The sequence below is a fragment of the Rhodoferax sp. TH121 genome, assembly GCF_002251855.1.
In the GTDB taxonomy this organism is placed as follows: domain Bacteria; phylum Pseudomonadota; class Gammaproteobacteria; order Burkholderiales; family Burkholderiaceae_C; genus Allorhodoferax.
This window is the reverse complement of sequence record NZ_NOXW01000022.1, coordinates 206,856-228,724: the sequence shown is the minus strand read 5'-3', so window position 1 is coordinate 228,724 and position 21,869 is coordinate 206,856. Positions and strand designations below refer to the sequence as shown.

The window sequence follows — 21,869 nt, the reverse complement described above, 5'->3', positions numbered from 1 at the left end:
CCTGATTATCGGGGTTACCCGGATAATCCTGCCATGCTCCTGCCCACCCGAACCCTTCTGCACAGCCTGGCCATCGGCCTGCTGAGCTGCACCACCGCCATCGCGCAAGCCCTCCCCCCCGACGTAGACGCCGCCCTGGCCCGCGCCAAGGTGCCGCGCGACGCGGTGTCTTTTCTGGTGGTGGATGCACAAAACCCGGCGGCCACCCCGCGTCTGGCCCACCGGGCGCAGACGCCCATGAACCCGGCCTCGGTGATGAAGCTGGTCACCACCACCGCAGCATTGGACCTGCTGGGCCCGGCCTACCAGTGGGCCACGCCGGTCTACACTGAGGGCAGTGTGCGCAACGGTGTGTTGCAAGGCAACCTCTACATCAAGGGCCAGGGGGACCCCAAGCTGGTGCTGGAGCGGCTTTGGCTGCTGCTGCGCCGCGTGCAGGGCCTTGGAATCAAGACAATTGCGGGTGACATCGTGCTGGACCGCAGCGCCTTCAACCTGCCCGAGGTGGACCCCGCCCAGTTTGACGGGGAGCCGCTGCGCCCCTACAACGCCACCCCGGACGCGCTGCTGATCAACTTCAAATCGGTGGTGATGACGTTCACACCCGACCGTGCGGCGCAGGTGGCCCAAGTGCAATACGACCCGCCGCTGGCTGGCGTGGCCCTGCCCGCCACCGTGGCGCTGGGTGCTGGGGACTGTGGCGACTACCGCGCAACACTCAAGGCCGACTTTGCCGACCCGCTGCGCATCCGCTTTGGCGGCAACTACCCGGCCAGCTGTGGCGAGAAGTTGTGGCCGGTGGCCTATGCCGACCCCAAGACCTATGCCCAGCGCGCTGTGCTGGGCCTGTGGGAGAGCCTGGGCGGCAGCCTGCAGGGCAGCGTGCGCCTGGGTACCGTGCCGGCCGCGCTGGCAGCCGGCAAACCGGCGTTTGTGAGCAGCTCGGTACCCATGGTCGAGGTGATTCGGGACATCAACAAGTTCAGCAACAACGTGATGGCGCAACAGCTGTTTTTGACCCTGGGCCGCGCCGCCTATGTTCCGCCGCCCGCGGGAGTCGCAGCTCCTCCGGACTTGGCGCCCGGCAACTTTGACGCTAGCCGCGCCGTGGTGCAACGCTGGTGGCGCGAGCGCTTGGGCAACGAAGAACCCCCGGTGCTGGACAACGGCTCGGGGCTGTCACGGCAGGAGCGCATCACCGCGCAGGCTCTGGGCCGCATGCTGCAAAGTGCCTATGTGTCGCCGGTGATGTCGGAGCTGATGTCGTCCCTGCCCATCTCTGGCGTGGACGGCACGCTGCGCCGTGTCAAGGGCAGCACCAGCGCACACCTGAAAACCGGCAGTCTGAGCAATGTGGTGGCACGCGCAGGCTACGTGCTGGCGGCCAGTGGCAAACGCTATGTGCTGGTAGCCATCGTCAACCACGCCAATGCCAACGAGGCCCGCCCTGCGGTCGACGCGCTGGTGGAATGGGCCGGACGCGACCAGTAAACCGGAGGGTCAGGCCGCCGCGCGCGTCAGGCGATCGCGCACACCGTCCCACTCGGGCGCATCGGGCGGGGCCTCCACCCAGATCAGCTTAACGCCCTGCGCGTCCATCTCGCGCAGCTTGGCAAACAGCTCGTGTGCGGCAGGCTGGGCATGGCTGGGCATGCGGTGGGCCGCCACCAGGGGCGAGCGCACGTGCAGAGGGCTGCGGTGGTAGAGCGCAATGGTGGGGCGTGCGTCCGGCGGCTGGGCGCTGGCCAGCAGGTCCAATGCAGCCTGCAGCGCCTTGGCGTCCATCAGGCGCACGGTGGCGCTGGGCGCGTAGTGTGACTCCAATGTCCCAGAGGCCCGAGGCCCTGGTTGACTCTGCGCGTCCAGCTCTTCTTTCGATAGCAACTGGCGGCCACAGGCATCGATCACCTGGGCTGCGGTGATGGCGCCGGGGCGCAGCAGCACCGGAGCGCCGCGCGTGCAGTCGATGATGGTGGACTCGATACCAACCTCGCAGGGGCCACCGTCCAGGATCAGCAATTCGTCGCCAAACTCGTCGTGCACATGCGCGGCCGTGGTCGGGCTCACGCGGCCAAACTTATTGGCGCTGGGCGCGGCAACGCCCCAGACCTCGCGCGCACCGTCGGTGGGCTTGCGCAGCGCAGCCAAGAGTGCCTGCGCCACCGGATGTGCCGGGCAACGCAGGCCAATGCTGTCCTGCCCACCGGCGGCCGCCGCACCCACGCCGTCGCGGCGCGGCAGGATCAGCGTGAGCGGCCCCGGCCAGAAGGCGGCCATGAGCTGCTGCGCAAAGGCCGGCACGCGCGCACAGTAGTGCGCCACCCCGCCCATGCCACCGTCAAACGCAGCCACATGCACGATCAGCGGGTGGTCGGCCGGGCGGCCCTTGGCCGCAAAAATTTTGCCCACAGCCACCGGGTCGGAGGCATCCGCACCCAGGCCATACACAGTCTCGGTTGGCAAGCCAATCAGCCCCCCATCCCTCACGGCATCTGCGCAAGCAGCTATCGAATCAGGAGCAAGCTCCACACCGTCGGCAAACTGGTAGGCGGACACGATCATGGTACTGCGGGTTCAAAACGCGGCAATGCCGAGGATGCGCGCGGCCTCCAGCGCGGTGGCGCGCACGCCTTCCACCGTAGCGCCGGTGATGTTGAGGTGGCCCATCTTGCGGCCCTTCTTGGCGTCCAGCTTGCCATAGAGGTGCAGATGGGTGCCGGGCAGGGCCAGCACGGCGGCCCAGTCAGGCACACCGCCGTCACGCCCTTCGTTGGGCCAAATGTCGCCCAGCAGATTGAGCATGAGGACCGGGCTGTGCTGGCGCGGCTGCACCAGCGGCAGCCCCGCCAGCGTGCGCACCTGCAGGTGGAACTGCGACACATCGCAGGCATCCATGCTGTAGTGGCCGCTGTTGTGCGGGCGTGGCGCCATCTCGTTCACCACCAGGCCGCCCAGGCCGGCAGCGGCAGGGTGGCTTTCGTCCAGCACAAAGAATTCCACGCACAGCACGCCCACGTACTGCACACCCTCCGCTATCGATTTTGCAGCTGCTACCGCACGTTCGGCGAGGGCTGGCGGCAGATTTCCTTCATACACCTCGGTCACCGCCAGGATGCCATCGCGGTGCAGGTTGCGCTGTACCGGCAGGTTCACACACGCACCGTCGGCACCGCGCGCCACGATGACCGAGCACTCCAGCGCCAGCGGCAGCATCTTCTCCAGCACGCAGGGCACGCCGCCCAAGTCGGCCCAGGCGGCGGCCAGCTCTGCCAGCGTCTTCACGCGCACCTGGCCCTTGCCGTCGTAGCCCATGCGGGCAGTTTTCATAATTCCGGGCAGCAGGTTGGCATCGACGGCAGCCAGCTGCTCGGCTGTTTCAATCACGGCATAGGGCGCACACGGCACGCCACATTTCACAAAGTGCGCCTTCTCGGCCGCACGGTCTTGGGCAATGGCCACAGCGGCACCACTGGGCGCCACGGGGCGGCTCTGCGCCAGCTGCGTCAGCGCTTGGGCGGGCACATTCTCAAACTCGGTGGTGACAGCCGCCGACACCTCGGCCAGCCGGGCCAGCCCCGCAGGGTCGGTGTAGGCCGTCTGCACATGGTGGTGGCTGATGCGCCCGGCCGGGCTGTTGGCATCCGGGTCCAGCACCGCGGTGAAAAACCCCATTTGCTGGGCGGCATGGGCAAACATGCGTCCCAACTGGCCACCGCCCATGACGCCCAGCGTCATCTCCTTTGATCCGCCCAGCGTCATCTCCTTTGATCCGCCCAGCGTCATTTCCTTGGCTCCGCCCAAACCGACGGCTGCATGCTCAGAAGCCATTTAAACCGCGCTTCCGGTCATCGGCAGCACCATCTTGCGCGCGGCCTCGGTCTGGTCGATGCGGAAGGCGTCCAGCTCCTGGCGCAGGTCCGGGTTGTCGTTGGCCAGCAGGGCCACGGCAAACAGCGCGGCATTGGCAGCACCCGCCGGGCCGATGGCGAAGGTCGCCACGGGAATGCCCTTGGGCATTTGCACGATGCTGTGCAGCGAATCCACGCCCGACAGGGCCTTGCTCTGCACCGGCACACCCAGCACCGGCAGCGTAGTTTTGGCGGCCAGCATGCCCGGCAAGTGGGCCGCACCACCGGCGCCGGCGATGATGGCCTTGAGGCCGCGCGCCACGGCCGTTTCGGCGTAGGCGAACATGTCGTCGGGCATGCGGTGGGCGGAAACCACCTTGGCTTCGAAGCCGATGCCAAACTGTTGGAGAATCTGGACTGCGTGCTGCATGGTGTCCCAGTCGGAACTGGAGCCCATGACAACGCCGATTTGAATGGTTTTCATAGTGCTGAAAGCGCTTTGCGAAGCGCCAGGTGGACTGGCGGCGCAGGGTTTGCGCACGTGGCCAGAATTGAATTTTACTTTTTCACCCCGAGCTACCTTCCATGATTAACGTCACCATCGAAAACTTTGACGCCGAAGTCGTCGCCGCCTCGCACCAGGTCCCGGTTCTGGTGGACTTCTGGGCGCCCTGGTGCGGCCCCTGCAAAGTGATCGGTCCGCTGCTCGAAAAGGTGGAGGAGGAGTACGCCGGCCGCTTCAAGCTGGTGAAGATTGACTCCGACCAGGAGCAGCAGCTGGCCCAGGCCTTTGGCATCCGCAGCATTCCCACCTGCGTGCTGATGGTGGACGGCAAACCGGTGGACGGCTTTATGGGCGCAGTGCCGGAAAGCAAGATCAAGGAGTTTCTGGACAAACACGTGCCCTCCGAGGCCGTGCTCGAAGCCGTGGCAGACGCCGAAGACGCACAGGCCCTCGTTGCCGCCGGCGACCCGCAGGCCGCGCTGCAAAAGCTGCTGGAAGCGCTGAGCGTAGACCCCAGCAACGACGATGCCCGCTACGACTACGTGAAGCTGCTGATCGAGAACGACCTGCTCGAAGATGCCGAAGCCGCGCTGGCCCCCAAACTCACCGAAATCCCGCGCCAGCTGCGCTTTGAGGCGCTGGGCCAGTTTCTGGACGCCATCAAGTTCGTGGTGACCGACGACCGCGGCATTTGGACACCCGACCAGTTTGACGCGCTGATTGCCAGCAACAAACGCGACTTCGACACCCGCCTGGCCAAGGCCCGCGTGCTGATGGTCGGTGGCGACTGGACCGGCGCCATGGACGAGCTGCTGGAAATCATCATGCGCGACAAGGCGTGGGGCGACGCCGTGCCGCGCAAGACCTTTGTGGCCATCTTGGAGCTACTGACCCCACCCAAGCCCAAAGCCAACCCGGCCGATGCAGGCAAGGCCGCTGGCGGCATTGAGGTGGTGGGCAAGGCCGTGACCGAGCAAGACCCGCAGGCCCAGCTGGTGTCTGCCTACCGGCGCAAGCTCAGCATGGCGCTGAACTGAGCACCCAAGCCCTTCTTGACAAGCCGCCCACGGGCGGCTTGTTTATTTGCCCTCGCGCTTGGCCTTGAGCCACGCAGTCATCATCGCGATTTCCTGCTTTTGCGCGCGAATGATGTCCCGCGCGAGTTTTTTGACTTTGGGATCTTTGCCGTACTTGAGCGCCACTTCGGCCATGTCGATGGCGCCTTGGTGATGGGGAATCATGCCCGCGAGAAAGTCTACATCCGCGTCGCCAGTCAGGGCCACGCCCATGTCCTTGTGCATCTTGGCATTCGCAGCCTCGTAGGCTGCCGTGGAAGGCGACGCAGCCGCGGTCGCCGCAGCGGGCATGGTGTGGCCCGCATGGGGATCTGGAGCTTGGGCCCAGGCCACACTGGACACCAAGGCAGCGCTGGCCACCACGCACGAGAGCAGTTTCATACAGAAGTCCTGAAGTTGAACAATGACCGCTGTCTGAGCGCAGCTCAGCGCCAAAAGTTCATCCCAAACGCTTGCGCTGGATCAAACTGGCGCGTGGAGCTCCTCAGGCGGCGCGCACGTGCATACCGGTGTGCCGCACAGCTTGGCGCTCGGTGGCCAGCACACGCTGGGCGTTGAGGCTGGCGATAGGGATGCTGGCGTCCTGCGGAATGCCACCGCTGAGCTGTAGCGCCAAGTAGCGGCCACAGCACACCCGCAAAAACGAGGCGAAGTTGTCCACCTCGCCACGCTCGGCCACCAGCTCGTCGTAGAGCTTGGTGCAGAGCTGGGGCACGCCCATACCGTCGCGCGTGGCAATCTCGTCGAGCACACGCCAGAACAGGTTTTCCAGTTTGATGCTGGTGGCCACTCCGTGCAGTCGCACCGAGCGGGCGCGGCTCTCGTAAAGCGTGGGGTCGGCGCTGATGAACACTTGGCACATGGCTGTCTCCTCGGTGGGCTGCCCCGCATGGTGCGAGCCGGCCCCCGGGGCGTCAATGGGAAATACGCGTACCCAGCAGCACCAGGAACTGCCCGATCCAGGCCGGATGCGCGGGCCAGGCGGGGGCGCTGACCAAATTGCCATCGGTGTACGCCGCATCGATGGCAATGTCGGCGTAGGTGCCGCCGGCGATTTCCACCTCCACCCGGCACGCCGGGTAGGCCGAACAGGTACGGCCCTTGAGCACGCCGGCTCCAGCCAGCAGCTGTGCGCCGTGGCACACCGCGGCCACGGGTTTGTTGGCATCAAAAAAGTGCTTCACCGCGGCCACCACGGCGGGGTAGGTGCGCAGGTACTCAGGGCCGCGGCCACCAGGAATCACCAGCGCGTCGTAGCTGCTGGCCTGCACCTCTGCAAAGGTGGCATTCAAGTTGAAGTTGTGGCCGGGCTTTTCGCTGTAGGTCTGCGCGCCCTCAAAGTCGTGGATGGCGGTCTTGATGTGGTCGCCCGCCTTTTTGTCGGGGCACACGGCGTGCACCGTGTGGCCCACCGCCAGCAGCGCCTGGAAGGGCACCATGGTTTCGTAGTCTTCGCAGTAGTCACCGCAAATCATCAGGATTTTCTTGCCCGCCATGTCAGTCTCCTCGTTGTAAATGGGAAACCGATTGTTGGGCGCCACGCGCTGTGCGTGGTGGTACCGGGTTGTTACACCCGACACGACGCAAATGCTACAAAAACGATAGCTGCTTGCGCAATAACGACGGGGGCTAACGCCTCAAAACTCTCTGAATCAGGCCGTCAGGCGCGTCAGGGCTTCCTGGTATTTGGCGGCGGTTTTCTCGATCACCTCGCGCGGCACGCGTGGTGCGGGCGGCGTCTTGTCCCAGGGCTTGCCGTCCACCAGGGCGGCTTCGAGCCAGTCGCGCACAAACTGCTTGTCGTAGCTGGGCGGGTTGGTGCCGACCTGGTAGCTTTCCTGCGGCCAGTAGCGGCTGGAGTCAGGGGTCAACACCTCATCCATCAGCACCAAGGTGCCGTCCTTGTCCAGGCCAAATTCGAACTTGGTATCGGCGATGATGATGCCCTTGGTCAGCGCAAACGCGGCGGCGGTCTTGTAGATCTGGATGCTGATGTCGCGGATGCGGGTGGCGAGGTCCAGGCCAATCATCTCCACGGTTTTCTCGAAGGTGATGTTCTCGTCATGGTCGCCCACGGCGGCCTTGGCGGCGGGGGTGTAGATGGGCTCGGGCAGTTTGCTGGCGTTTTGCAAACCCGCGGGCAGCGGCACGCCACACACGGCGCCGTTCTCCTGGTATTCCTTCCAGCCGCTGCCGGCCAGATAGCCACGCACCACGGCCTCGACCGGGATGGGCTTGAGGCGCTTGACCAGCATGGAGCGGCCGGTGACCTGCGCCACTTCGGACGGCAGCACCACGCTTTCGGGCGCGTCGCCGGTCAGGTGGTTGGGGCAGATGTTGGCGCCGTTCTTGCCCAGCTTCTCAAACCAGAACAGGGCCATCTTCGTCAGCAGCACGCCCTTGCCGGGAATCGGCTCGCCCATGATCACGTCAAACGCAGACAGGCGGTCGCTAGCTACCATCAGGATGCGGTCCTCGCCCACCGCGTAGTTGTCGCGCACCTTGCCGCGGGCAAGCAGGGGAAGGGACAGGGCGGAGGTGTGCAAGGCAGAAGTCATGGCATCCAGCTAATTAAAAAGGCCTCGCCCCCCGGAATGGAAGGCGAAGCCTTGGATTATCGCAAGTTCGCACCGCCCTGCGGTGCGGGGGGCGTCTTCAGGCGACGGCCAGATCCTGCACCACCTGGGCCAACTCTCCGCGAGCGTACTGAGCGGCCACCACCTGCAGGCTATGGCCCTTGATACTGGCAGCGCGACCTTCACAGCCGAATTCGATGTAGCGCTGTTTGCAGAGCTGCTTGGCGGCTTCGCGGGCGGGTTTGAGCCATTCGCGGGCATCAAACTTCTCGGGGTTCTCGAACATGAACTTGCGGACCGCCGCGGTCATGGCCATGCGGATATCGGTGTCGATGTTGACCTTGCGCACGCCGAAGGGAATGGCGCGCTGCACCTCTTCCACCGGCACACCCCAGGTCTGGGGCATCTTGCCGCCGTACTGGTTGATGGCGGCCAGCAATTCTTGCGGCACTGCGCTGGAGCCATGCATCACCAGGTGGGTGTTGGGGATGCGGGCGTGGATTTCCTTGATGCGGTCGATCGCCAAGATGTCGCCCGTGGGCTTGCGGGTGAACTTGTAGGCGCCGTGGCTGGTGCCGATGGCAATCGCCAGCGCGTCGAGCTGGGTGCGTTTGACGAAGTCAGCCGCTTGCTCGGGGTCCGTCAGCAGCTGTTCGCGGGTCATGGTGGCATCGGTGCCGTGGCCGTCTTCCTTGTCGCCCTTCATGGTTTCCAGCGAGCCCAGGCAGCCCAGTTCGCCTTCCACCGTCACCCCCAGCTTGTGGGCCAGGTCCACCACCTTGCGTGTCACATCGACGTTGTACTCGTAACTGGCAATCGTCTTGCCGTCAGCCTCCAGGCTGCCGTCCATCATGACGGAGCTGAAGCCCAGGTCGATCGCGCCCTGGCAGACCGCGGGGCTCTGGCCATGGTCCTGGTGCATCACCACCGGAATGGTGGGATAACTCTCCACAGCAGCCTGGATCAGGTGCTTGAGGAAGTGCTCCCCGGCGTATTTGCGTGCACCGGCGCTGGCCTGCATGATCACAGGGGCGCCCACTTCTTTGGCCGCCTCCATGATGGCCTGGACCTGCTCTAGGTTGTTGACGTTGAACGCGGGAATCGCGTAGTTGTGCGTTGCCGCGTGATCAAGAAGCTCACGCATCGAGACGAGTGCCATGGATATCCCCAGGAAGTTAAAAACTCGCAGCAGCGGCTCTTGGTAACCGCTTGGTAACTTTTTACCGTTGCCGGATTCTAACCTTCAGGGTTAACCCGTGAAAGTCCGCAAAAAAGGGGCCCTGCGGCCCCTTGTGTCTATCGCCAGCCCCACGCGGTGGGCAGGCCTGGAGATTTAACTCACCGCGCAGATTTTCAGCATATTGGTACCACCGGGTGCGCCCATGGGCTCGCCGCAGGTGATGGCATAGATGTCGCCCTTTTGCACAATGCTGCGGGACTTCAGGTGCTTCTCGGCGTCCATCAGCGCGGTGTCGCGGTCGGCACTGGTACCCATGAGCAGCGGGCGCACATTGCGGTACAGCGTCATCTTGCGCTGGGTGCTGATCTTGGGCGTGAGCGCATAAATAGGCACATGGATCAGGTGGCGGCTCATCCACAGCGCGGTGCTGCCACTGTCGGTCATGGCCACGATGGCCTTGGCACCCAAATGGTGGGCCGTGAACAAGGCGCCCATGGCGATGGACTGGTCAATACGGGTGAAAGTCTTGCCCGTGAAATCCGCATCGAGCTTGACGTGCTCGCTGCTTTCTGCGGCAACACAGATCTTGGCCATCTCAACCACGGTCTCCAGGGGGTACTTGCCGGCGGCGGTTTCGGCCGACAACATCACGGCGTCGGTTCCATCCAGCACCGCGTTGGCCACATCACTTACTTCCGCACGCGTAGGCACGGGGTTGGTGATCATGGATTCCATCATCTGGGTGGCGGTGATCACGACCTTGTCGTTCTCGCGGGCCAGCTTGATCATGCGCTTTTGCAGCGCGGGAACCGCAGCGTTACCGACTTCCACGGCCAAGTCACCACGGGCAACCATGATGCCGTCGGAGGCAAGCAGAATTTCTTCCAGCTTGGGGATAGCTTCAGCGCGTTCGATCTTGGCAATCAGGCCGGGCTTGTGGTTGAACTCGGCGGCCGCCACATTGCACAACTGGCGCGCCATTTCCATGTCGGTGGCGTTCTTGGGGAAGCTCACGGCCACGTAGTCGGCCTGGAAGCTCATCGCGGTGCGAATGTCTTCCATGTCCTTGCCGGTGAGCGCGGGAGCAGTCAGACCGCCGCCCTGCTTGTTGATGCCCTTGTTGTTGGACAGCTCGCCGCCCAGCTTGACGGTGGTGTGCACCTGTTCGCCTTTCACCGCATCCACGGTGATCACGATCAAACCGTCGTTGAGCAGCAGCACATCGCCGGCCTTCACCTCATTGGGCAGGGACTTGTAATCCAGGCCCACGGCGTCGATGTCGCCGAGTTCCGTGCGGGCAGCATCCAGAATGAATTTTTGACCGGGCTCCAGGAAGACTTTGCCATCTGCAAATTTGCCAACACGAATCTTGGGGCCCTGCAGGTCGGCCATGATGGCCACTTCGCGGCCGGCGCGTTGGGCAGCTTCGCGCACCAGGCGGGCGCGGTCAATGTGGTCTTGGGCCTTGCCGTGGCTGAAGTTCAGCCGCACCACATTGACGCCGGCTCGGATCATTTGCTCCAGCAAAGCGGGGTCGCTGGAAGCGGGTCCGAGGGTGGCAACGATTTTGGTGGCGCGACGGGGCATGAAACTGTCTCCTAGAGTGAGTTACCTATTTTCACACGCTTGTCTGTACCTTGGTTACATGGCAGGCACAAGAATACGCAGGGGATGGGCGAGCCTGAATGCGCACTGCTGCGGCCCCGCAAGCCGACAGCCCGGGCAGGCGGAAGCAGCCACAAAAAAAGGCATTCCCCGGTTTATGACCAGAAAATGCCTCCGATGCTTGCGGCTTGTGCGCAAGCAGCTATACATTCAATAGCAAATTAGGCTGCAGCGCGCTTCGTCAGAATCTCAAAGGCGGGCAGGGTCTTGCCTTCCAGCACTTCCAGGAAGGCACCGCCGCCGGTGCTGATGTAACCCACCTGCTTCTCGATGCCGTACTTGGCAATGGCGGCCAATGTGTCGCCACCACCAGCGATGGAGAAGGCGCTGGACTCGGCAATCGCTTGCGCAATCACTTTGGTGCCGTTCTCAAAGGCGGCGAATTCGAACACGCCCACGGGGCCGTTCCAGACAATGGTGCCAGCCTGCTTGAGCTGGGCAGCCAGCTTGGCGGCGGTTTCTGGGCCAATGTCCAAAATCAGGTCATCGTCCGCCACTTCGGTAGCCTTCTTCACCGTGGCGGGTGCGTCGGCAGCAAAAGTCTTGGCCACCACCACGTCGGTGGGGATCGGTACCTCGGCGCCGCGCGCCTTCATGGCGTCGATCACGGCCTTGGCTTCGGCCAGCAAGTCGGGTTCGGCCAAGCTCTTGCCGATCTTCAGGCCAGCGGCCAGCATGAAGGTGTTGGCAATGCCGCCACCCACGATGAGCTGATCCACATTGGCTGACAGGCTCTTGAGGATGGTGAGCTTGGTCGACACCTTGGAGCCGGCCACGATGGCAGCCAACGGACGCTTGGGATTGGCCAGGGCCTTGGTGATGGCGTCGATTTCGGCCGCCAGCAGCGGGCCGGCGCAGGCCACGGGAGCGAACTGGGCGATGCCGTAGGTGGTTCCCTCGGCACGATGGGCGGTGCCAAAGGCATCGTGCACAAAGATGTCACACAGTGCGGCCAGCTTGCGCGCCAGGTCTTCGCTGTTCTTCTTCTCTCCCTTGTTGACGCGGCAGTTTTCCAGCATCACCAGCTGGCCGGGCTGCACCTGCACGCCGTCCACCCAGTTTGCCACCACGGGAATCTCGCGCCCCAAAAGTTCGCCCATGCGCTTGGCCACGGGAGCCAAGGAATCTTCAGGCTTGAAATCGCCTTCGGTGGGGCGGCCCAGGTGGCTGGTCACCATGACGGCAGCTCCTGCATCCAGCGCCATCTGGATGGCGGGCACCGAGGCGCGGATACGGGTGTCTTCGGTGATGTTGCCGGCGTCGTCTTGCGGCACGTTCAGGTCGGCACGGATAAAGACGCGCTTGCCGGCAACGCTGCCGTTGGCACACAAATCAGAAAAACGGATGACGTTCATGGAGCAGCCTTGTTGAAAATTTGCCCGAATTGTAGGGGTGTGGGCTGCGGGTTTGGTACGTACCAGCGTCAGCGAGAGGGCAGTCCTTTTGCGGCGTGTCCTCCGCGCAGCGGGCGGGAGACACGGAGCAAAGCACATGGGCCAAGCGCTCCGGTCTCAGCAAACTACTTACGGCCTACCAACCCAAGCCGATATGCAGCGGCAGATACACTGCCATGCCCGAGGCAATGGTGCCCAGCACCGCCTGGCCGGCACCCCGGCGCCAGACAAAGAAGGCCAGCCCGGCTGCCACGGCGTAAAGCCGCGCGTCCTTGAGCGTGTGAATGATCTGGCCTTGGGACATGACGATCTCGGGCACGATAACGGCCGACAGGGCGGCAATCGGCGCGTACTGCAGGCCGCGTTGGGCCCAGGCAGGCAGCGACCAGTCCTTGTCGGTGATGAAGAAAAAGGAGCGTGCAATCACGGTCACGCAAGCCAAGCCAGCCGTGGTCAGCAGTGTCCAGCCGTCGGTGCTACCGACAAAGAAACTGTCCAGGCTCATGCAGACTCCTTGGGCGGTTGCGGCGCTGGGTGGTGCAGCGGGTGCGAGGTATCGGGGCGCTTGTCCAGCAACAGGCACACGGCCACCGCCACGGCAATCGCCACCAGGATGTTGAGCTTGAGCGGCAGCGCAAAGGCCGCCACGCCTGCCGCCCCAGCCACACCGGCCGAGACCCAGCGCAGGCGGCTGGTCGCCAGCGAGGCCATCATGCCCACCAGCGCCAGAATGCCCGCAAAGCCCAAGCCCCAAGACGTGGGCACAAAATTGGCCAGCACCACGCCCAGCACACTGCTGCTGGTCCAGCTGAACCAGTTGATGCCGCCGTTTCCAGCCAGGTAGGCCATTTGCGCATTGCGACCAACATCGTCGGTGGCCGGGTGGGCGAACTGCTTAACAAAGAGCACATAGGTCAGGTCGGCCGACAGGTAACCCGTGACCAAGCGCTGCCAGCGCGGCAAGTGCATCAGATAGGGGCGCATGTGCGCGCTGAACACGACAAATCGCAGATTCACGCAAAAGCCGGTCACCAGCACCACCCAGGCGGGAGCGCCCGCCATCAGCAGCGGAATGGCAGCCAGCTGGGAGCTGCCGGCAAACACGGTGAGCGCCATGAACAGCGCCTCCACCGTGCTCATGCCGGACTTGACCATGGCCACACCCGTCATCAGCCCCCAGGCAGCAATGCCGGGCGAGACACCCAGCATGTCCTGAAAGCCGCGGCGAAATTCGGGATGCGTGTAGTTGCTGCGAAGAAAAAACATCAGGGCGCCTCGGGCGGCGCAGGCAGTTCGAAACGCTGGCCCACTTGTAAAGGGCAACCCCGCAGAAATTCGGCGGCCGGCAAGCGCTTGCCACCCGGGCGCTGCAGCTCGGTTAAAACTGCTATTGAATTCATAGCTGCCACCGCAATACCTTCCGGGGCTACAGCCAAAATTTGACCAAAATCAGCAGCTTGGGTGCCTTGTGCCACCTGCGCTCCCCAGACTTTGATGGTTTCACCATTCAGCACCGCGCTGGCGCCGGGAAAAGGATTGAAAGCACGCACGCGGCGCACGATGGTGGCCGCGTCCAGCCGCCAGTCGATGGGCGCTTCGTGTTTCTCGATCTTGTGGGCATAGGTCACGCCGGCTTCAGGCTGCTTCACGGGCTGCAGGGCGCCCCGGGCAGCTAGGTCCAGCGCCTGCACCACCATGGCGGCGCCCAAATCCGCCACCTTGTCATGCAGCGTGGCCGTGGTATCAGTGTCCAGAATAGGCAGCGCCTGCTTGAGCAGCATGTCGCCGGTATCCAGCCCCACATCCATCTGCATGATGGTGACGCCCGTCTCGGCATCGCCCACTTCAATGGCGCGATGAATCGGCGCAGCGCCCCGCCAACGGGGCAGCAAGGAACCGTGAATATTCAGGCAGCCCAACTTGCCGCCGGCCACCATGTCATCGAGCACCCATTGCGGCAAGATGAGGCCATAGGCAGCCACCACCATCACATCGGCCTGCGCATCGGCAATGGCTTGGCGGGCTGCGGCGGCATCCTCGGGAAATTTTCCATCCAGGCGCAGGCTGCGCGGTTGGGCCACGGGAATGGCGTGGTCCAGCGCAAACTGTTTGACAGCGGAGGCCTGCAGCTTCATGCCACGCCCAGCGGGGCGGTCGGGCTGGCTCAGCACCAAGGCAATGGTGTGGCCGGCCGCGTGCAGGCGCTCCAGCGCCACACGGGCAAATTCCGGCGTACCGGCAAAGATGACGCGCAGTGGCCGCGCGGCCTGGCCGGCTGCGGCGACCACTTAGCGCGATTCCTCGCGTTGCGCCTTGATCATCTTGGTCTTGATACGGTTGCGCTTGAGCGGCGAGAGGTATTCGACAAACACCTTGCCCATCAGGTGGTCCATCTCGTGCTGAATGCAGACGGCCAACAGACCATCAGCCTCGATTTCGCGGCTCTGGCCTTTTTCGTCCAGTGCCTTTACACGCACCGCATCAAAGCGGGTCACACCATCGTAAATGCCAGGCACCGACAGGCAGCCCTCTTCATTCAGGTGGGTGGTGGGGCTGGTCCAGACCAGCTCGGGGTTGATCAGCACCATGGGCTGGTCCCTCTCTTCCGACACGTCGATCACGATCAGGCGTTCGTGAACATTGATTTGTGTCGCTGCCAGGCCAATGCCTTTGGCGTCATACATGGTCTCCAGCATGTCCGCAGCCAGCTGCTGAATGCGTGCGTCCACCGCAGCAATGGGTTTGGCCACGGTATGGAGTTTGGGATCGGGGTAACAAAGAATCGGGAGTAAAGCCATGGGAACTGCCTAAAAGATGTGGCTATTTTCGCCACTTTTACGATTGCTTGCACTGCCAACAGGCCAAAAACGTTGCCGAATCAAGGGCTTGAGCGCAAAATCGCGCGTAACTTATCAAGTTCTTTCACCCATTCGCACCCTATGACGACACACCTGATGGCGAAATCCCGCGTGGCGCTTGCCGCCTTGGCCGTACTGGCCGGCACCTTGGCGGGCCCCGGCGCATGGGCGCAGAACTTCCCAATCTCTGCCGCCCAGAAACAAACCGCCAACGAAGTCGCCCAAAAAGGCGTGCCCCTGAGCGAGCTGGCCCCCAATGCTCCAGACAGCTACACCGTCAAAAGTGGTGACACCCTGTGGGACATCTCCAAGCTATTCCTCAAGAGCCCCTGGCGCTGGCCCGAGCTATGGGGCATGAACCTCAATGACATCAAGAACCCCCATCGCATCTATCCTGGTCAGGTGCTGGTCTTGGAACGATTGGGTGACAAAGCCACCTTGCGTGTGGCGGGCGGGGGTGACGGTGCAGCGCCCGATACCGTCCGCGTAACACCGCGCACACGCTACGAAGCACTGGCTGATTTGGCCTTGCCCGCACTGAAGAGTCGCGTCATCGAGGCATTTCTGGCGGAGCCTTTGATTGTGGACGCTGCTGAATTGCAGGCCGCGCCCCGCATCGTGGCCACCCAAGAAGAGCGCGTGCTGCTCACCCGTGGCGACCGGGCCTATGCGCGCGGCTCCAACGGAGCTCCGCTGCTGGACGACCAAGCCAAGCTGCAACTGTTCCGACTGTTCCGCAACGCGACCCCACTCAAAGACCCCGGAACCGGGGAAATCTTGGGCTATGAAGCGCAGTACATAGGCAAAGCCCAGCTAACGCGCAGCGAAACCACCGGAGAGGTGCAAGGTGAGAAAGGGCAGCTGGAAAGTGCTGTCGTACCTGCAACCATCGATATCGTCTCCGCCAAAGAAGAAATCCGGGTCGGAGATCGCATGCTGCCGGAGCCAGCCCGCGAACTATCGTCGTATACGCCCCACGCGCCCTCCCAAACAGTGGAGGCCCGCATTGTGTCGGTTTACGGCAGTGCCGTGATCAATGCTGGCCAAAGCCAGGTGGTGGCCATCAACCGAGGCACCCAAGACGGCATGGAAGCTGGCCACGTGCTTGCCATCCTGAAGGATGGCCAGCGTATTGTGGATAAAACCGACCCCACCCGGCCGCTCATGAAGCTCCCCAGTGAACGCAACGGGCTGCTGATGGTCTTCCGCACCTTCGACCGCGTCTCTTATGCGCTGATTCTGGAAATTACCGACAGCGTGCGGGTGGGCGACCGTCTGGTCAACCCGCGCTAAGGCCTGCGCGCACTCCGCCACAAGGGCACCTCCGCACGTGGAGCGCGATGAACTGTCCGGGTGGCTGCGTCTACTCCTCACCCCGGGAGTAGGCAGCAGCAGCGGCCGCAAGCTCTTGGCCCGCTTTGGGCTCCCCCAGCAAATTTTTTCGCATGACAGCGCAACCTTGTGCGAATGCGTGAGCAGCAAACAGGCAGAGAGCCTGCTGCACACCCCCGACGAACTGGCGGACTTGTTGGACATAACGTGGGAATGGCTGACGCAAAACCCGCAACAACGTCATGTGCTAACTTTGGGTGACCCCCGCTACCCTGCCGCCCTGCTCGATACGGAAGACCCACCCTTGCTCTTGTATGCCCTGGGTGACGCCCGACACCTGCAAGCGGGATGGGCCCCTAGCGCATCCAGTCGCATTGCCGTAGTGGGTAGCCGCAACCCAACAGCACAAGGTGTCGCCAATGCGCGGCAGTTCTCGCAAACGCTGGCCCAGGCTGGTTTGACTGTGGTGTCCGGGCTGGCCTTGGGCATTGACGGAGCGGCGCATGAGGGGGCACTGGATGGCGCGGCCGAAGACCAGTTAGCGACCATCGCCATCGTGGGCACCGGACTGGACCGTGTGTACCCGAAAGCCCATTTCCAATTGGCCCATCGCATCGCCCAACATGGCTTGCTGATCAGTGAGTACCACTTGGGCACACCACCGCTGTCAGCCAATTTTCCCAAACGCAACCGCATCATTTCTGGCCTCTCACAGGCGACGCTGGTGGTGGAGGCCGCCCTCAAGTCTGGTTCGCTCATCACGGCACGCATGGCCGTGGAACAAGGCAAAGACGTGTTTGCCATCCCGGGCTCCATCCACGCCACCCAAGCACGCGGCTGCCACGCATTGATCAAGCAGGGCGCCAAGCTGGTGGAAAGCGCCCAAGACATCCTGGAGGAGTTTGATCTCCCGGATGGCCCTGGATTTGCTATAAATCCAGGAGCTTCTGACGCCGCATTCACGGCTTTCGAAGGTATTTCCGGCATTGAACGCTCTTTGTTGGAGGCCCTGGCTTTTGAACCCGCGGGCCTGGACACTCTGCAGGCACGTACAGGCATGGACACCCCAACACTACAAGCATTGCTGATGGAGCTGGAGCTGAAGGGCCACGTCGCACGCCTACCTGGCAGCCTGTTCCAGCGCCTCGCCCGCAGCTAAACGCCGGAAAAGCGGGGCAGTTTGCACCGCAAACGTGCGGTGCTTTTTTCTGCGCTATATTGGCTCCCATGTTTGAAGTGCTTGCTTTCGTTTACGAAAACTACTACGCGGACAAGGACTGCCCCGAACCCGCCCACCTGCAACGCAAGCTCAGCGCCGTGGGCTTTGAGTCGGACGAAATCGACGATGCCCTGACTTGGCTGCAAGGCCTGAATAATGCGGCGCATAGCGCACGCCCCCGGGTCCCTGAGACGCTGGAAGCATCCGCGAAATTGGCCGCTGAACCTTGGCTGCGCCAGCCTCTGGCCACCAGTGTGCGAATTTACCCGCCGTATGAGCAAAACCATTTAGGCTCCCAGTGCCTGGGATTTATCCGATTTTTGGAATCGGCTGGCGTCTTGCCTGCCCATTTGCGCGAAGTGGTGCTGGACCGAGCCATGGCAGCCCCCGGAGGTCCAGTGGCGCTGGCCGACCTCAAGGTCATCATCCTCATGGTGTTCTGGAGTTTTGGCCTAGAACCTGATGCGCTCGTGCTGGACGAACTCTGCGACGACAGCAGCGAACGCATCACGCATTGAAGAAACAGGCCCCCACACTACGCAGCGACCTTATGAGGTGGCGCGTTCAGCCTAGGGGGACCCGGCACAGAAACTTGGCAGTTATGCCAACAGACGCTCCGGATTCGCTTCGAGCTTGGCCAAGGCATCGCGTGTCGCGCGCACCGTCAAGGCTTCTTCCTCTTGCGGCAAGAGCAAGCCTGCCTGCAAATAGGCCGCCAAGCGCCCACCCTGAATCAAATAGCTCTTCCCAGCACTGGAGGCAAACAGATTCAGATGTTTGCGGTCACTGCGCCAGGCAAACTGCACCTGGGTGATCTGGTTGTTGTGGTCCAGCGTGAACCACGAACCCAACTGCAACTCCTGGGCCCAGGCCAACATGGCTGCCGTAGGTTTGGAGCCGCCATTGGCCACCACCTCGATAGCCGAAGCATCGATACCCAGCATCATTTCAATGCTCTCGGCATCCAAAGGCAGGTCACCCATGCCGTCTTCAGACACAAAGTCCTCCAAGTTGCCCAGGCGCTGGGCCATGGCATCAATCTGCGCTTGCGGAATTGCCTGGGTCTTGGACATGAAGGCGTCGGCGAGCGTATCGCTGATGCGCTTCACATTCGTTTCCTGCTCACTGGGCGCCATGGCCAACAGGGTCATGCCGGAGCGCAAGCGCAACAGCAAGTTGGGAAGATCCTGGATCACTTTGGCGCGGTCGGCCCGGTTGGGCTTAGCGCTGGCGGCCCAGATCAAGTCTGTTGCTGATTTTTTAAGCACCAGTGTGTCGGCATGCTGGGGCCCTTTTCGCACCGCAGCGACGGCCAACACCTCTGCCCAGACTTTGAACAGGAAGTCTCGGATTTCGTCGCGCACCGGCATGTCTTTCAACATGTTGCGCATTTCGATGGTGTATTGGATTGCCAAGGTCTCTTTTTGTTCGACCTGTTGCGCCACGCTCACCACCTTTTGGTTTGCACCTTTTTCCGTGAGGAACTTGGAGAGGAACTTCTGGAACTCCTCGAAGACGATCTGGTAGACCTTTTTGCCGGTTTCAGGGTACTGCTCAATGACCTGAACGATGCGCTTGATCTCGGTCTCCATCGCACCGCCTTGCACACCCGAAGCATCAAATCCCATGACGCAGGAGCCCATGCGGTCAATCAGTTGCCGCGCAGGGTGGTCAGCGGTACCGAAAAAATCAGGATCTTCCAGGGCGACTCGCAGGACAGGCATTTGCAGGCGGGCAAACCAGACACGTATGCCGGGTGGAATACGCTCCTCAGCCAAGATCGCCTGGAACATCAGTGCCACAATTTCAATCGTGGCCTTTTCACCCTTGGTTTCGGCCTTTTTCTTGAGCTCGCTCGACTTCTCACGCAGGTCACCAGCCACCCGGGCAACACCAGCCGGGCTGTAGTCTTCGTACATGGTTCCACCCGGGGCGTACACCATGTTGGCGGCACCGGGAGCTATGGCGGCAGCCAGTGCGGGGGATGGGGCGTGGTGGGCGGTACCGCCGAAGTCGCCACCACCGTGACTTACAAATAAACGGCGAATTTGACCGATCACCCCTTGCGCACGGCTGCGGGCTCGTGCAAGCGGGGTGGTGGCAGTCAACATGCGAGTCTCTTCCCCTGCGCCATAGGCTTGGCCAGGCATGCTGTGTGAACCCGAAGACTGACGCCAGAATGGCGTGGGCGCAGAAGAAGATACCCCTTGTGGACCGGAATTCCCTGAGACTGCAGACGCTGCACCGCCTCCCCAGCCCAGACGCCCCCCGAAAAATCCACCGCCCGAACGCTGACCACCGGAGGGGGGAGCACCACCACCGGCATCCATACCAGCCTGCTGGGTCGGGCCATAGCCCCCGCCGCCAGGGCCGGTGGAAGTACCACCGTCCATGCCCGCCACGCCACGCCCGCCCGGCTGGGGCACTGCGCCGCCCAGTGCAGCATGACCCGTGGGCGCGTAAGCCTGCGCGTAGCTGCCCCCGGGGTTGGTACCGTAACCCACATCGCCATAGCCACTGGGTGACATCTCACTATTAGGCTGCCCAATCCCGGGGGCGGTTGGCAGCGGGCGCGGGCGTTGTGGTGCACGCACCGAGGCTTTCACACGGTCTTTCAGCTCGATGGTCGGCATCACGCCCTTGCTGATGAGCAGGTCATTGGCGTTTTTATAGGCCACGATCAGGCGTTCGATCAGCAGCTTCTGCACCACCTCATTTACCATGGGCCACGACTCGGCTGGCATGCCGGACTGGGCCCATTGTTCGACCATGAGTAACACCAGCACCTCAGGGCGCAGCAAATCATTGCCCTCCAGGTCCTCGATATTCTCCAGAAAACGGATGCGCACACGTAGGTCATCCAGCTGCGGCAGAACCTTTTCATTGACGGCCAGCACCAAGCGGGACGCCAAGATCTTGTTCTCCACCACTTCGGTACCCACCAGCTCCAAACCCGCAGACTCCAAGCTAGGGCTCTTTTTCTGCTTGGGGGGGTCTAGGCATTCGCGCCAAGCCTTCATGGTGCCATCCACCCAGAGAGGTCGGCTACGTTTGTAGGCCATCCAGGTATCCCGCCGTAGCTGGGCTTCCCGCGCGTTGACCAACTCATCCATCAACGTGGTCAGGCGCTCTTGTACGGCGCCGCTGATCTCCTGTGCGGCTTTTCCAGCTTCGGCGAGAAAACGCTCGCGCAAAGCGCGGGCAAGCTGCAAGCGGGGAGGCAATGCGGGAGGAGGGGTGGCCATGGTGCTAGCTTAAACCGTTGCGCCGGCGTTGGGATCGTTGGGGTCTAGGTCTTTCTTGGGCGTTCCTTTGACCAGGTCCTCGCGCTGGATGCCAAGCCACATGGCAATGGAAGCTGCTACAAAGACTGAGGAGTAAATGCCAAACAGTATGCCGATGGTCAACGCCAAGGCAAAGTAGTGCAAGGTGGCACCACCAAACAACAGCATGGACAACACCATCATCTGTGTCGATGCGTGCGTAATGATGGTGCGACTGATGGTCGAGGTGATGGCGTTATTGATGATCTCTTCCGGATTCATCTTGCGATAACGGCGGAAGTTCTCGCGGATACGATCAAAAATCACCACCGATTCGTTGACCGAATACCCGAGCACTGCCAATACCGCCGCCAGCACGGGGAGCGAAAACTCCCACTGAAAGAAAGCGAAGAAGCCAAGAATGATGATCACGTCATGCAAGTTGGCAATGATGGCAGCAACGGCGAATTTCCATTCGAAACGGATCGCCAAATACAACATGATGCCAACGACCACAAAGGCCAGAGCCTTGAGGCCGTCTGCTGCCAGTTCATCCCCTACCTGAGGGCCCACAAATTCTGTGCGGCGCATGGTGGCGGATGCATCTGCAGCCTTGAGCGCAACCATCACCGCATCGCTTTGCTGGCCAGAGGTCGTTCCCTTTTGCACGGGCATGCGGATCAACACATCTTGGGCCGTGCCAAAGTTCTGAACCTGAACGTCCTTGATGCCCAGCTTGTCGAGCGTGCTGCGCACGCTATTGAGGTCTGCAGGTTGTGAGTAGCTTACTTCCATCAGCGTGCCGCCAGTGAATTCCACCGACAGGTGCAAGCCCCGTGAAAACAGGAAGAAGACAGCCGCAATAAAGGTAACCAAAGATACAACGTTCAACACCAATGCATGGCGCATGAACGGGATGTCCCGTTGGATTTTGAAAAATTCCATGCTCTTTT

The 21,869-nt window shown here is 62.4% G+C and carries 21 protein-coding genes; 5 read left to right on the top strand and 16 right to left on the bottom strand.

The genetic code is table 11. From position 1 onward, the window contains the following. Window positions 1–33 precede the first annotated feature (33 nt). Window positions 34–1,491 (top strand): D-alanyl-D-alanine carboxypeptidase/D-alanyl-D-alanine-endopeptidase, encoded by a 1,458-nt coding sequence (gene dacB / locus CHU94_RS15425; protein ID WP_094482773.1) that lies wholly within the window; start codon window positions 34–36, stop codon window positions 1,489–1,491. 9 nt (window positions 1,492–1,500) lie between these two features. On the opposite strand, the gene CHU94_RS15420 is transcribed toward dacB, so the two are convergent. The 3 genes from CHU94_RS15420 to purE form a co-directional block, all read right to left on the bottom strand. After that, a complete protein-coding gene (locus CHU94_RS15420; RefSeq protein WP_094481502.1) occupies window positions 1,501–2,562 on the bottom strand; it encodes an L-threonylcarbamoyladenylate synthase in 1,062 nt (353 codons plus the stop codon). A 12-nt stretch (window positions 2,563–2,574) separates the two neighbouring features. Further along, the gene (locus tag CHU94_RS15415; protein WP_094482771.1) at window positions 2,575–3,759 is read right to left on the bottom strand and encodes a 5-(carboxyamino)imidazole ribonucleotide synthase; all 1,185 of its coding nucleotides are present in this window, start codon (window positions 3,757–3,759) and stop codon (window positions 2,575–2,577) included. Between the two features lie 69 nt (window positions 3,760–3,828). Then, the gene (purE, locus tag CHU94_RS15410) at window positions 3,829–4,332 is read right to left on the bottom strand and encodes a 5-(carboxyamino)imidazole ribonucleotide mutase (RefSeq protein WP_094481500.1); all 504 of its coding nucleotides are present in this window, start codon (window positions 4,330–4,332) and stop codon (window positions 3,829–3,831) included. Between the two features lie 101 nt (window positions 4,333–4,433). Here purE and trxA point away from each other — a divergent pair, with 101 nt between their 5' ends. Continuing rightward, complete coding sequence (gene trxA, locus CHU94_RS15405) at window positions 4,434–5,390, top strand: thioredoxin (protein ID WP_094481498.1); 957 nt, start codon at window positions 4,434–4,436, stop codon at window positions 5,388–5,390. A gap of 42 nt (window positions 5,391–5,432) precedes the next feature. On the opposite strand, the gene CHU94_RS15400 is transcribed toward trxA, so the two are convergent. The 11 genes from CHU94_RS15400 to def all read right to left on the bottom strand — a co-directional run bounded on the left by CHU94_RS15400 (window position 5,433) and on the right by def (window position 15,042). Next, window positions 5,433–5,810, bottom strand: coding sequence for a DUF305 domain-containing protein (locus tag CHU94_RS15400; RefSeq protein ID WP_094481496.1), 378 nt, complete (start codon window positions 5,808–5,810; stop codon window positions 5,433–5,435). A gap of 103 nt (window positions 5,811–5,913) precedes the next feature. Next, window positions 5,914–6,291 (bottom strand): ribbon-helix-helix domain-containing protein, encoded by a 378-nt coding sequence (locus CHU94_RS15395; RefSeq protein ID WP_094481494.1) that lies wholly within the window; start codon window positions 6,289–6,291, stop codon window positions 5,914–5,916. A gap of 52 nt (window positions 6,292–6,343) precedes the next feature. Further along, the gene (locus tag CHU94_RS15390) at window positions 6,344–6,925 is read right to left on the bottom strand and encodes a DJ-1/PfpI family protein (RefSeq protein ID WP_094481492.1); all 582 of its coding nucleotides are present in this window, start codon (window positions 6,923–6,925) and stop codon (window positions 6,344–6,346) included. 156 nt (window positions 6,926–7,081) lie between these two features. Continuing rightward, a complete protein-coding gene (locus tag CHU94_RS15385) occupies window positions 7,082–7,987 on the bottom strand; it encodes a phosphoribosylaminoimidazolesuccinocarboxamide synthase (RefSeq protein ID WP_094481490.1) in 906 nt (301 codons plus the stop codon). Window positions 7,988–8,084: 97 nt separating this feature from the next. Further along, on the bottom strand, window positions 8,085–9,164 hold the full coding sequence (gene fba, locus CHU94_RS15380) for a class II fructose-bisphosphate aldolase (RefSeq protein WP_094481488.1): 1,080 nt from the start codon (window positions 9,162–9,164) through the stop codon (window positions 8,085–8,087). A 174-nt stretch (window positions 9,165–9,338) separates the two neighbouring features. Continuing rightward, entirely contained in the window at window positions 9,339–10,772 is a 1,434-nt protein-coding gene (gene pyk / locus CHU94_RS15375) for a pyruvate kinase (RefSeq protein ID WP_094481486.1), read from the bottom strand. A gap of 239 nt (window positions 10,773–11,011) precedes the next feature. Continuing rightward, on the bottom strand, window positions 11,012–12,205 hold the full coding sequence (locus CHU94_RS15370) for a phosphoglycerate kinase (protein WP_094481484.1): 1,194 nt from the start codon (window positions 12,203–12,205) through the stop codon (window positions 11,012–11,014). Window positions 12,206–12,380: 175 nt separating this feature from the next. Beyond that, a complete protein-coding gene (locus CHU94_RS15365) occupies window positions 12,381–12,749 on the bottom strand; it encodes an AzlD domain-containing protein (RefSeq protein WP_094481482.1) in 369 nt (122 codons plus the stop codon). Next, window positions 12,746–13,510, bottom strand: a complete 765-nt coding sequence (locus CHU94_RS15360; RefSeq protein ID WP_094481480.1) for an AzlC family ABC transporter permease — start codon at window positions 13,508–13,510, stop codon at window positions 12,746–12,748. Before CHU94_RS15360 ends, CHU94_RS15365 begins: the two co-directional genes overlap by 4 nt. Further along, window positions 13,510–14,499 (bottom strand): methionyl-tRNA formyltransferase, encoded by a 990-nt coding sequence (fmt, locus tag CHU94_RS15355; protein ID WP_094482769.1) that lies wholly within the window; start codon window positions 14,497–14,499, stop codon window positions 13,510–13,512. The genes CHU94_RS15360 and fmt overlap by 1 nt, the downstream gene beginning before the upstream one ends. 33 nt (window positions 14,500–14,532) lie before the next feature. Beyond that, window positions 14,533–15,042 carry a peptide deformylase gene (gene def / locus CHU94_RS15350; protein ID WP_094481478.1) on the bottom strand — a complete coding sequence of 170 codons (510 nt, stop codon included), beginning with the start codon at window positions 15,040–15,042 and terminating at the stop codon, window positions 14,533–14,535. 156 nt (window positions 15,043–15,198) lie between these two features. Here def and CHU94_RS15345 point away from each other — a divergent pair, with 156 nt between their 5' ends. From CHU94_RS15345 to CHU94_RS15335, 3 genes are all read left to right on the top strand, one after another. Then, a complete protein-coding gene (locus CHU94_RS15345; RefSeq protein ID WP_255033991.1) occupies window positions 15,199–16,395 on the top strand; it encodes a LysM peptidoglycan-binding domain-containing protein in 1,197 nt (398 codons plus the stop codon). Window positions 16,396–16,432: 37 nt separating this feature from the next. Next, entirely contained in the window at window positions 16,433–17,593 is a 1,161-nt protein-coding gene (dprA, locus tag CHU94_RS15340) for a DNA-processing protein DprA (RefSeq protein ID WP_094481474.1), read from the top strand. A gap of 68 nt (window positions 17,594–17,661) precedes the next feature. After that, window positions 17,662–18,171, top strand: coding sequence for a DUF494 family protein (locus tag CHU94_RS15335; protein ID WP_094481472.1), 510 nt, complete (start codon window positions 17,662–17,664; stop codon window positions 18,169–18,171). Window positions 18,172–18,252: 81 nt separating this feature from the next. Here the strand turns inward: CHU94_RS15335 and CHU94_RS15330 are convergent, their stop codons facing one another. Next, entirely contained in the window at window positions 18,253–20,898 is a 2,646-nt protein-coding gene (locus tag CHU94_RS15330) for a DUF1631 family protein (RefSeq protein ID WP_094481470.1), read from the bottom strand. A gap of 9 nt (window positions 20,899–20,907) precedes the next feature. Continuing rightward, window positions 20,908–21,861 (bottom strand): protein translocase subunit SecF, encoded by a 954-nt coding sequence (gene secF, locus CHU94_RS15325; protein WP_094481468.1) that lies wholly within the window; start codon window positions 21,859–21,861, stop codon window positions 20,908–20,910. Window positions 21,862–21,869 lie beyond the last annotated feature (8 nt).

What these genes read in the sequence shown, in the direction of transcription:
- dacB (WP_094482773.1), top strand. Translation starts at nt 34, where the DNA reads ATGCTCCTGCCCACCCGAACCCTTCTGCACAGCCTGGCCATCGGCCTG.
- CHU94_RS15420 (WP_094481502.1), bottom strand. Translation starts at nt 2,562, where the DNA reads ATGATCGTGTCCGCCTACCAGTTTGCCGACGGTGTGGAGCTTGCTCCT.
- CHU94_RS15415 (WP_094482771.1), bottom strand. Translation starts at nt 3,759, where the DNA reads ATGACGCTGGGCGGATCAAAGGAGATGACGCTGGGCGTCATGGGCGGT.
- purE (WP_094481500.1), bottom strand. Translation starts at nt 4,332, where the DNA reads ATGAAAACCATTCAAATCGGCGTTGTCATGGGCTCCAGTTCCGACTGG.
- trxA (WP_094481498.1), top strand. Translation starts at nt 4,434, where the DNA reads ATGATTAACGTCACCATCGAAAACTTTGACGCCGAAGTCGTCGCCGCC.
- CHU94_RS15400 (WP_094481496.1), bottom strand. Translation starts at nt 5,810, where the DNA reads ATGAAACTGCTCTCGTGCGTGGTGGCCAGCGCTGCCTTGGTGTCCAGT.
- CHU94_RS15395 (WP_094481494.1), bottom strand. Translation starts at nt 6,291, where the DNA reads ATGTGCCAAGTGTTCATCAGCGCCGACCCCACGCTTTACGAGAGCCGC.
- CHU94_RS15390 (WP_094481492.1), bottom strand. Translation starts at nt 6,925, where the DNA reads ATGGCGGGCAAGAAAATCCTGATGATTTGCGGTGACTACTGCGAAGAC.
- CHU94_RS15385 (WP_094481490.1), bottom strand. Translation starts at nt 7,987, where the DNA reads ATGACTTCTGCCTTGCACACCTCCGCCCTGTCCCTTCCCCTGCTTGCC.
- fba (WP_094481488.1), bottom strand. Translation starts at nt 9,164, where the DNA reads ATGGCACTCGTCTCGATGCGTGAGCTTCTTGATCACGCGGCAACGCAC.
- pyk (WP_094481486.1), bottom strand. Translation starts at nt 10,772, where the DNA reads ATGCCCCGTCGCGCCACCAAAATCGTTGCCACCCTCGGACCCGCTTCC.
- CHU94_RS15370 (WP_094481484.1), bottom strand. Translation starts at nt 12,205, where the DNA reads ATGAACGTCATCCGTTTTTCTGATTTGTGTGCCAACGGCAGCGTTGCC.
- CHU94_RS15365 (WP_094481482.1), bottom strand. Translation starts at nt 12,749, where the DNA reads ATGAGCCTGGACAGTTTCTTTGTCGGTAGCACCGACGGCTGGACACTG.
- CHU94_RS15360 (WP_094481480.1), bottom strand. Translation starts at nt 13,510, where the DNA reads ATGTTTTTTCTTCGCAGCAACTACACGCATCCCGAATTTCGCCGCGGC.
- def (WP_094481478.1), bottom strand. Translation starts at nt 15,042, where the DNA reads ATGGCTTTACTCCCGATTCTTTGTTACCCCGATCCCAAACTCCATACC.
- CHU94_RS15345 (WP_255033991.1), top strand. Translation starts at nt 15,199, where the DNA reads ATGGCGAAATCCCGCGTGGCGCTTGCCGCCTTGGCCGTACTGGCCGGC.
- CHU94_RS15335 (WP_094481472.1), top strand. Translation starts at nt 17,662, where the DNA reads ATGTTTGAAGTGCTTGCTTTCGTTTACGAAAACTACTACGCGGACAAG.
- CHU94_RS15330 (WP_094481470.1), bottom strand. Translation starts at nt 20,898, where the DNA reads ATGGCCACCCCTCCTCCCGCATTGCCTCCCCGCTTGCAGCTTGCCCGC.
- secF (WP_094481468.1), bottom strand. Translation starts at nt 21,861, where the DNA reads ATGGAATTTTTCAAAATCCAACGGGACATCCCGTTCATGCGCCATGCA.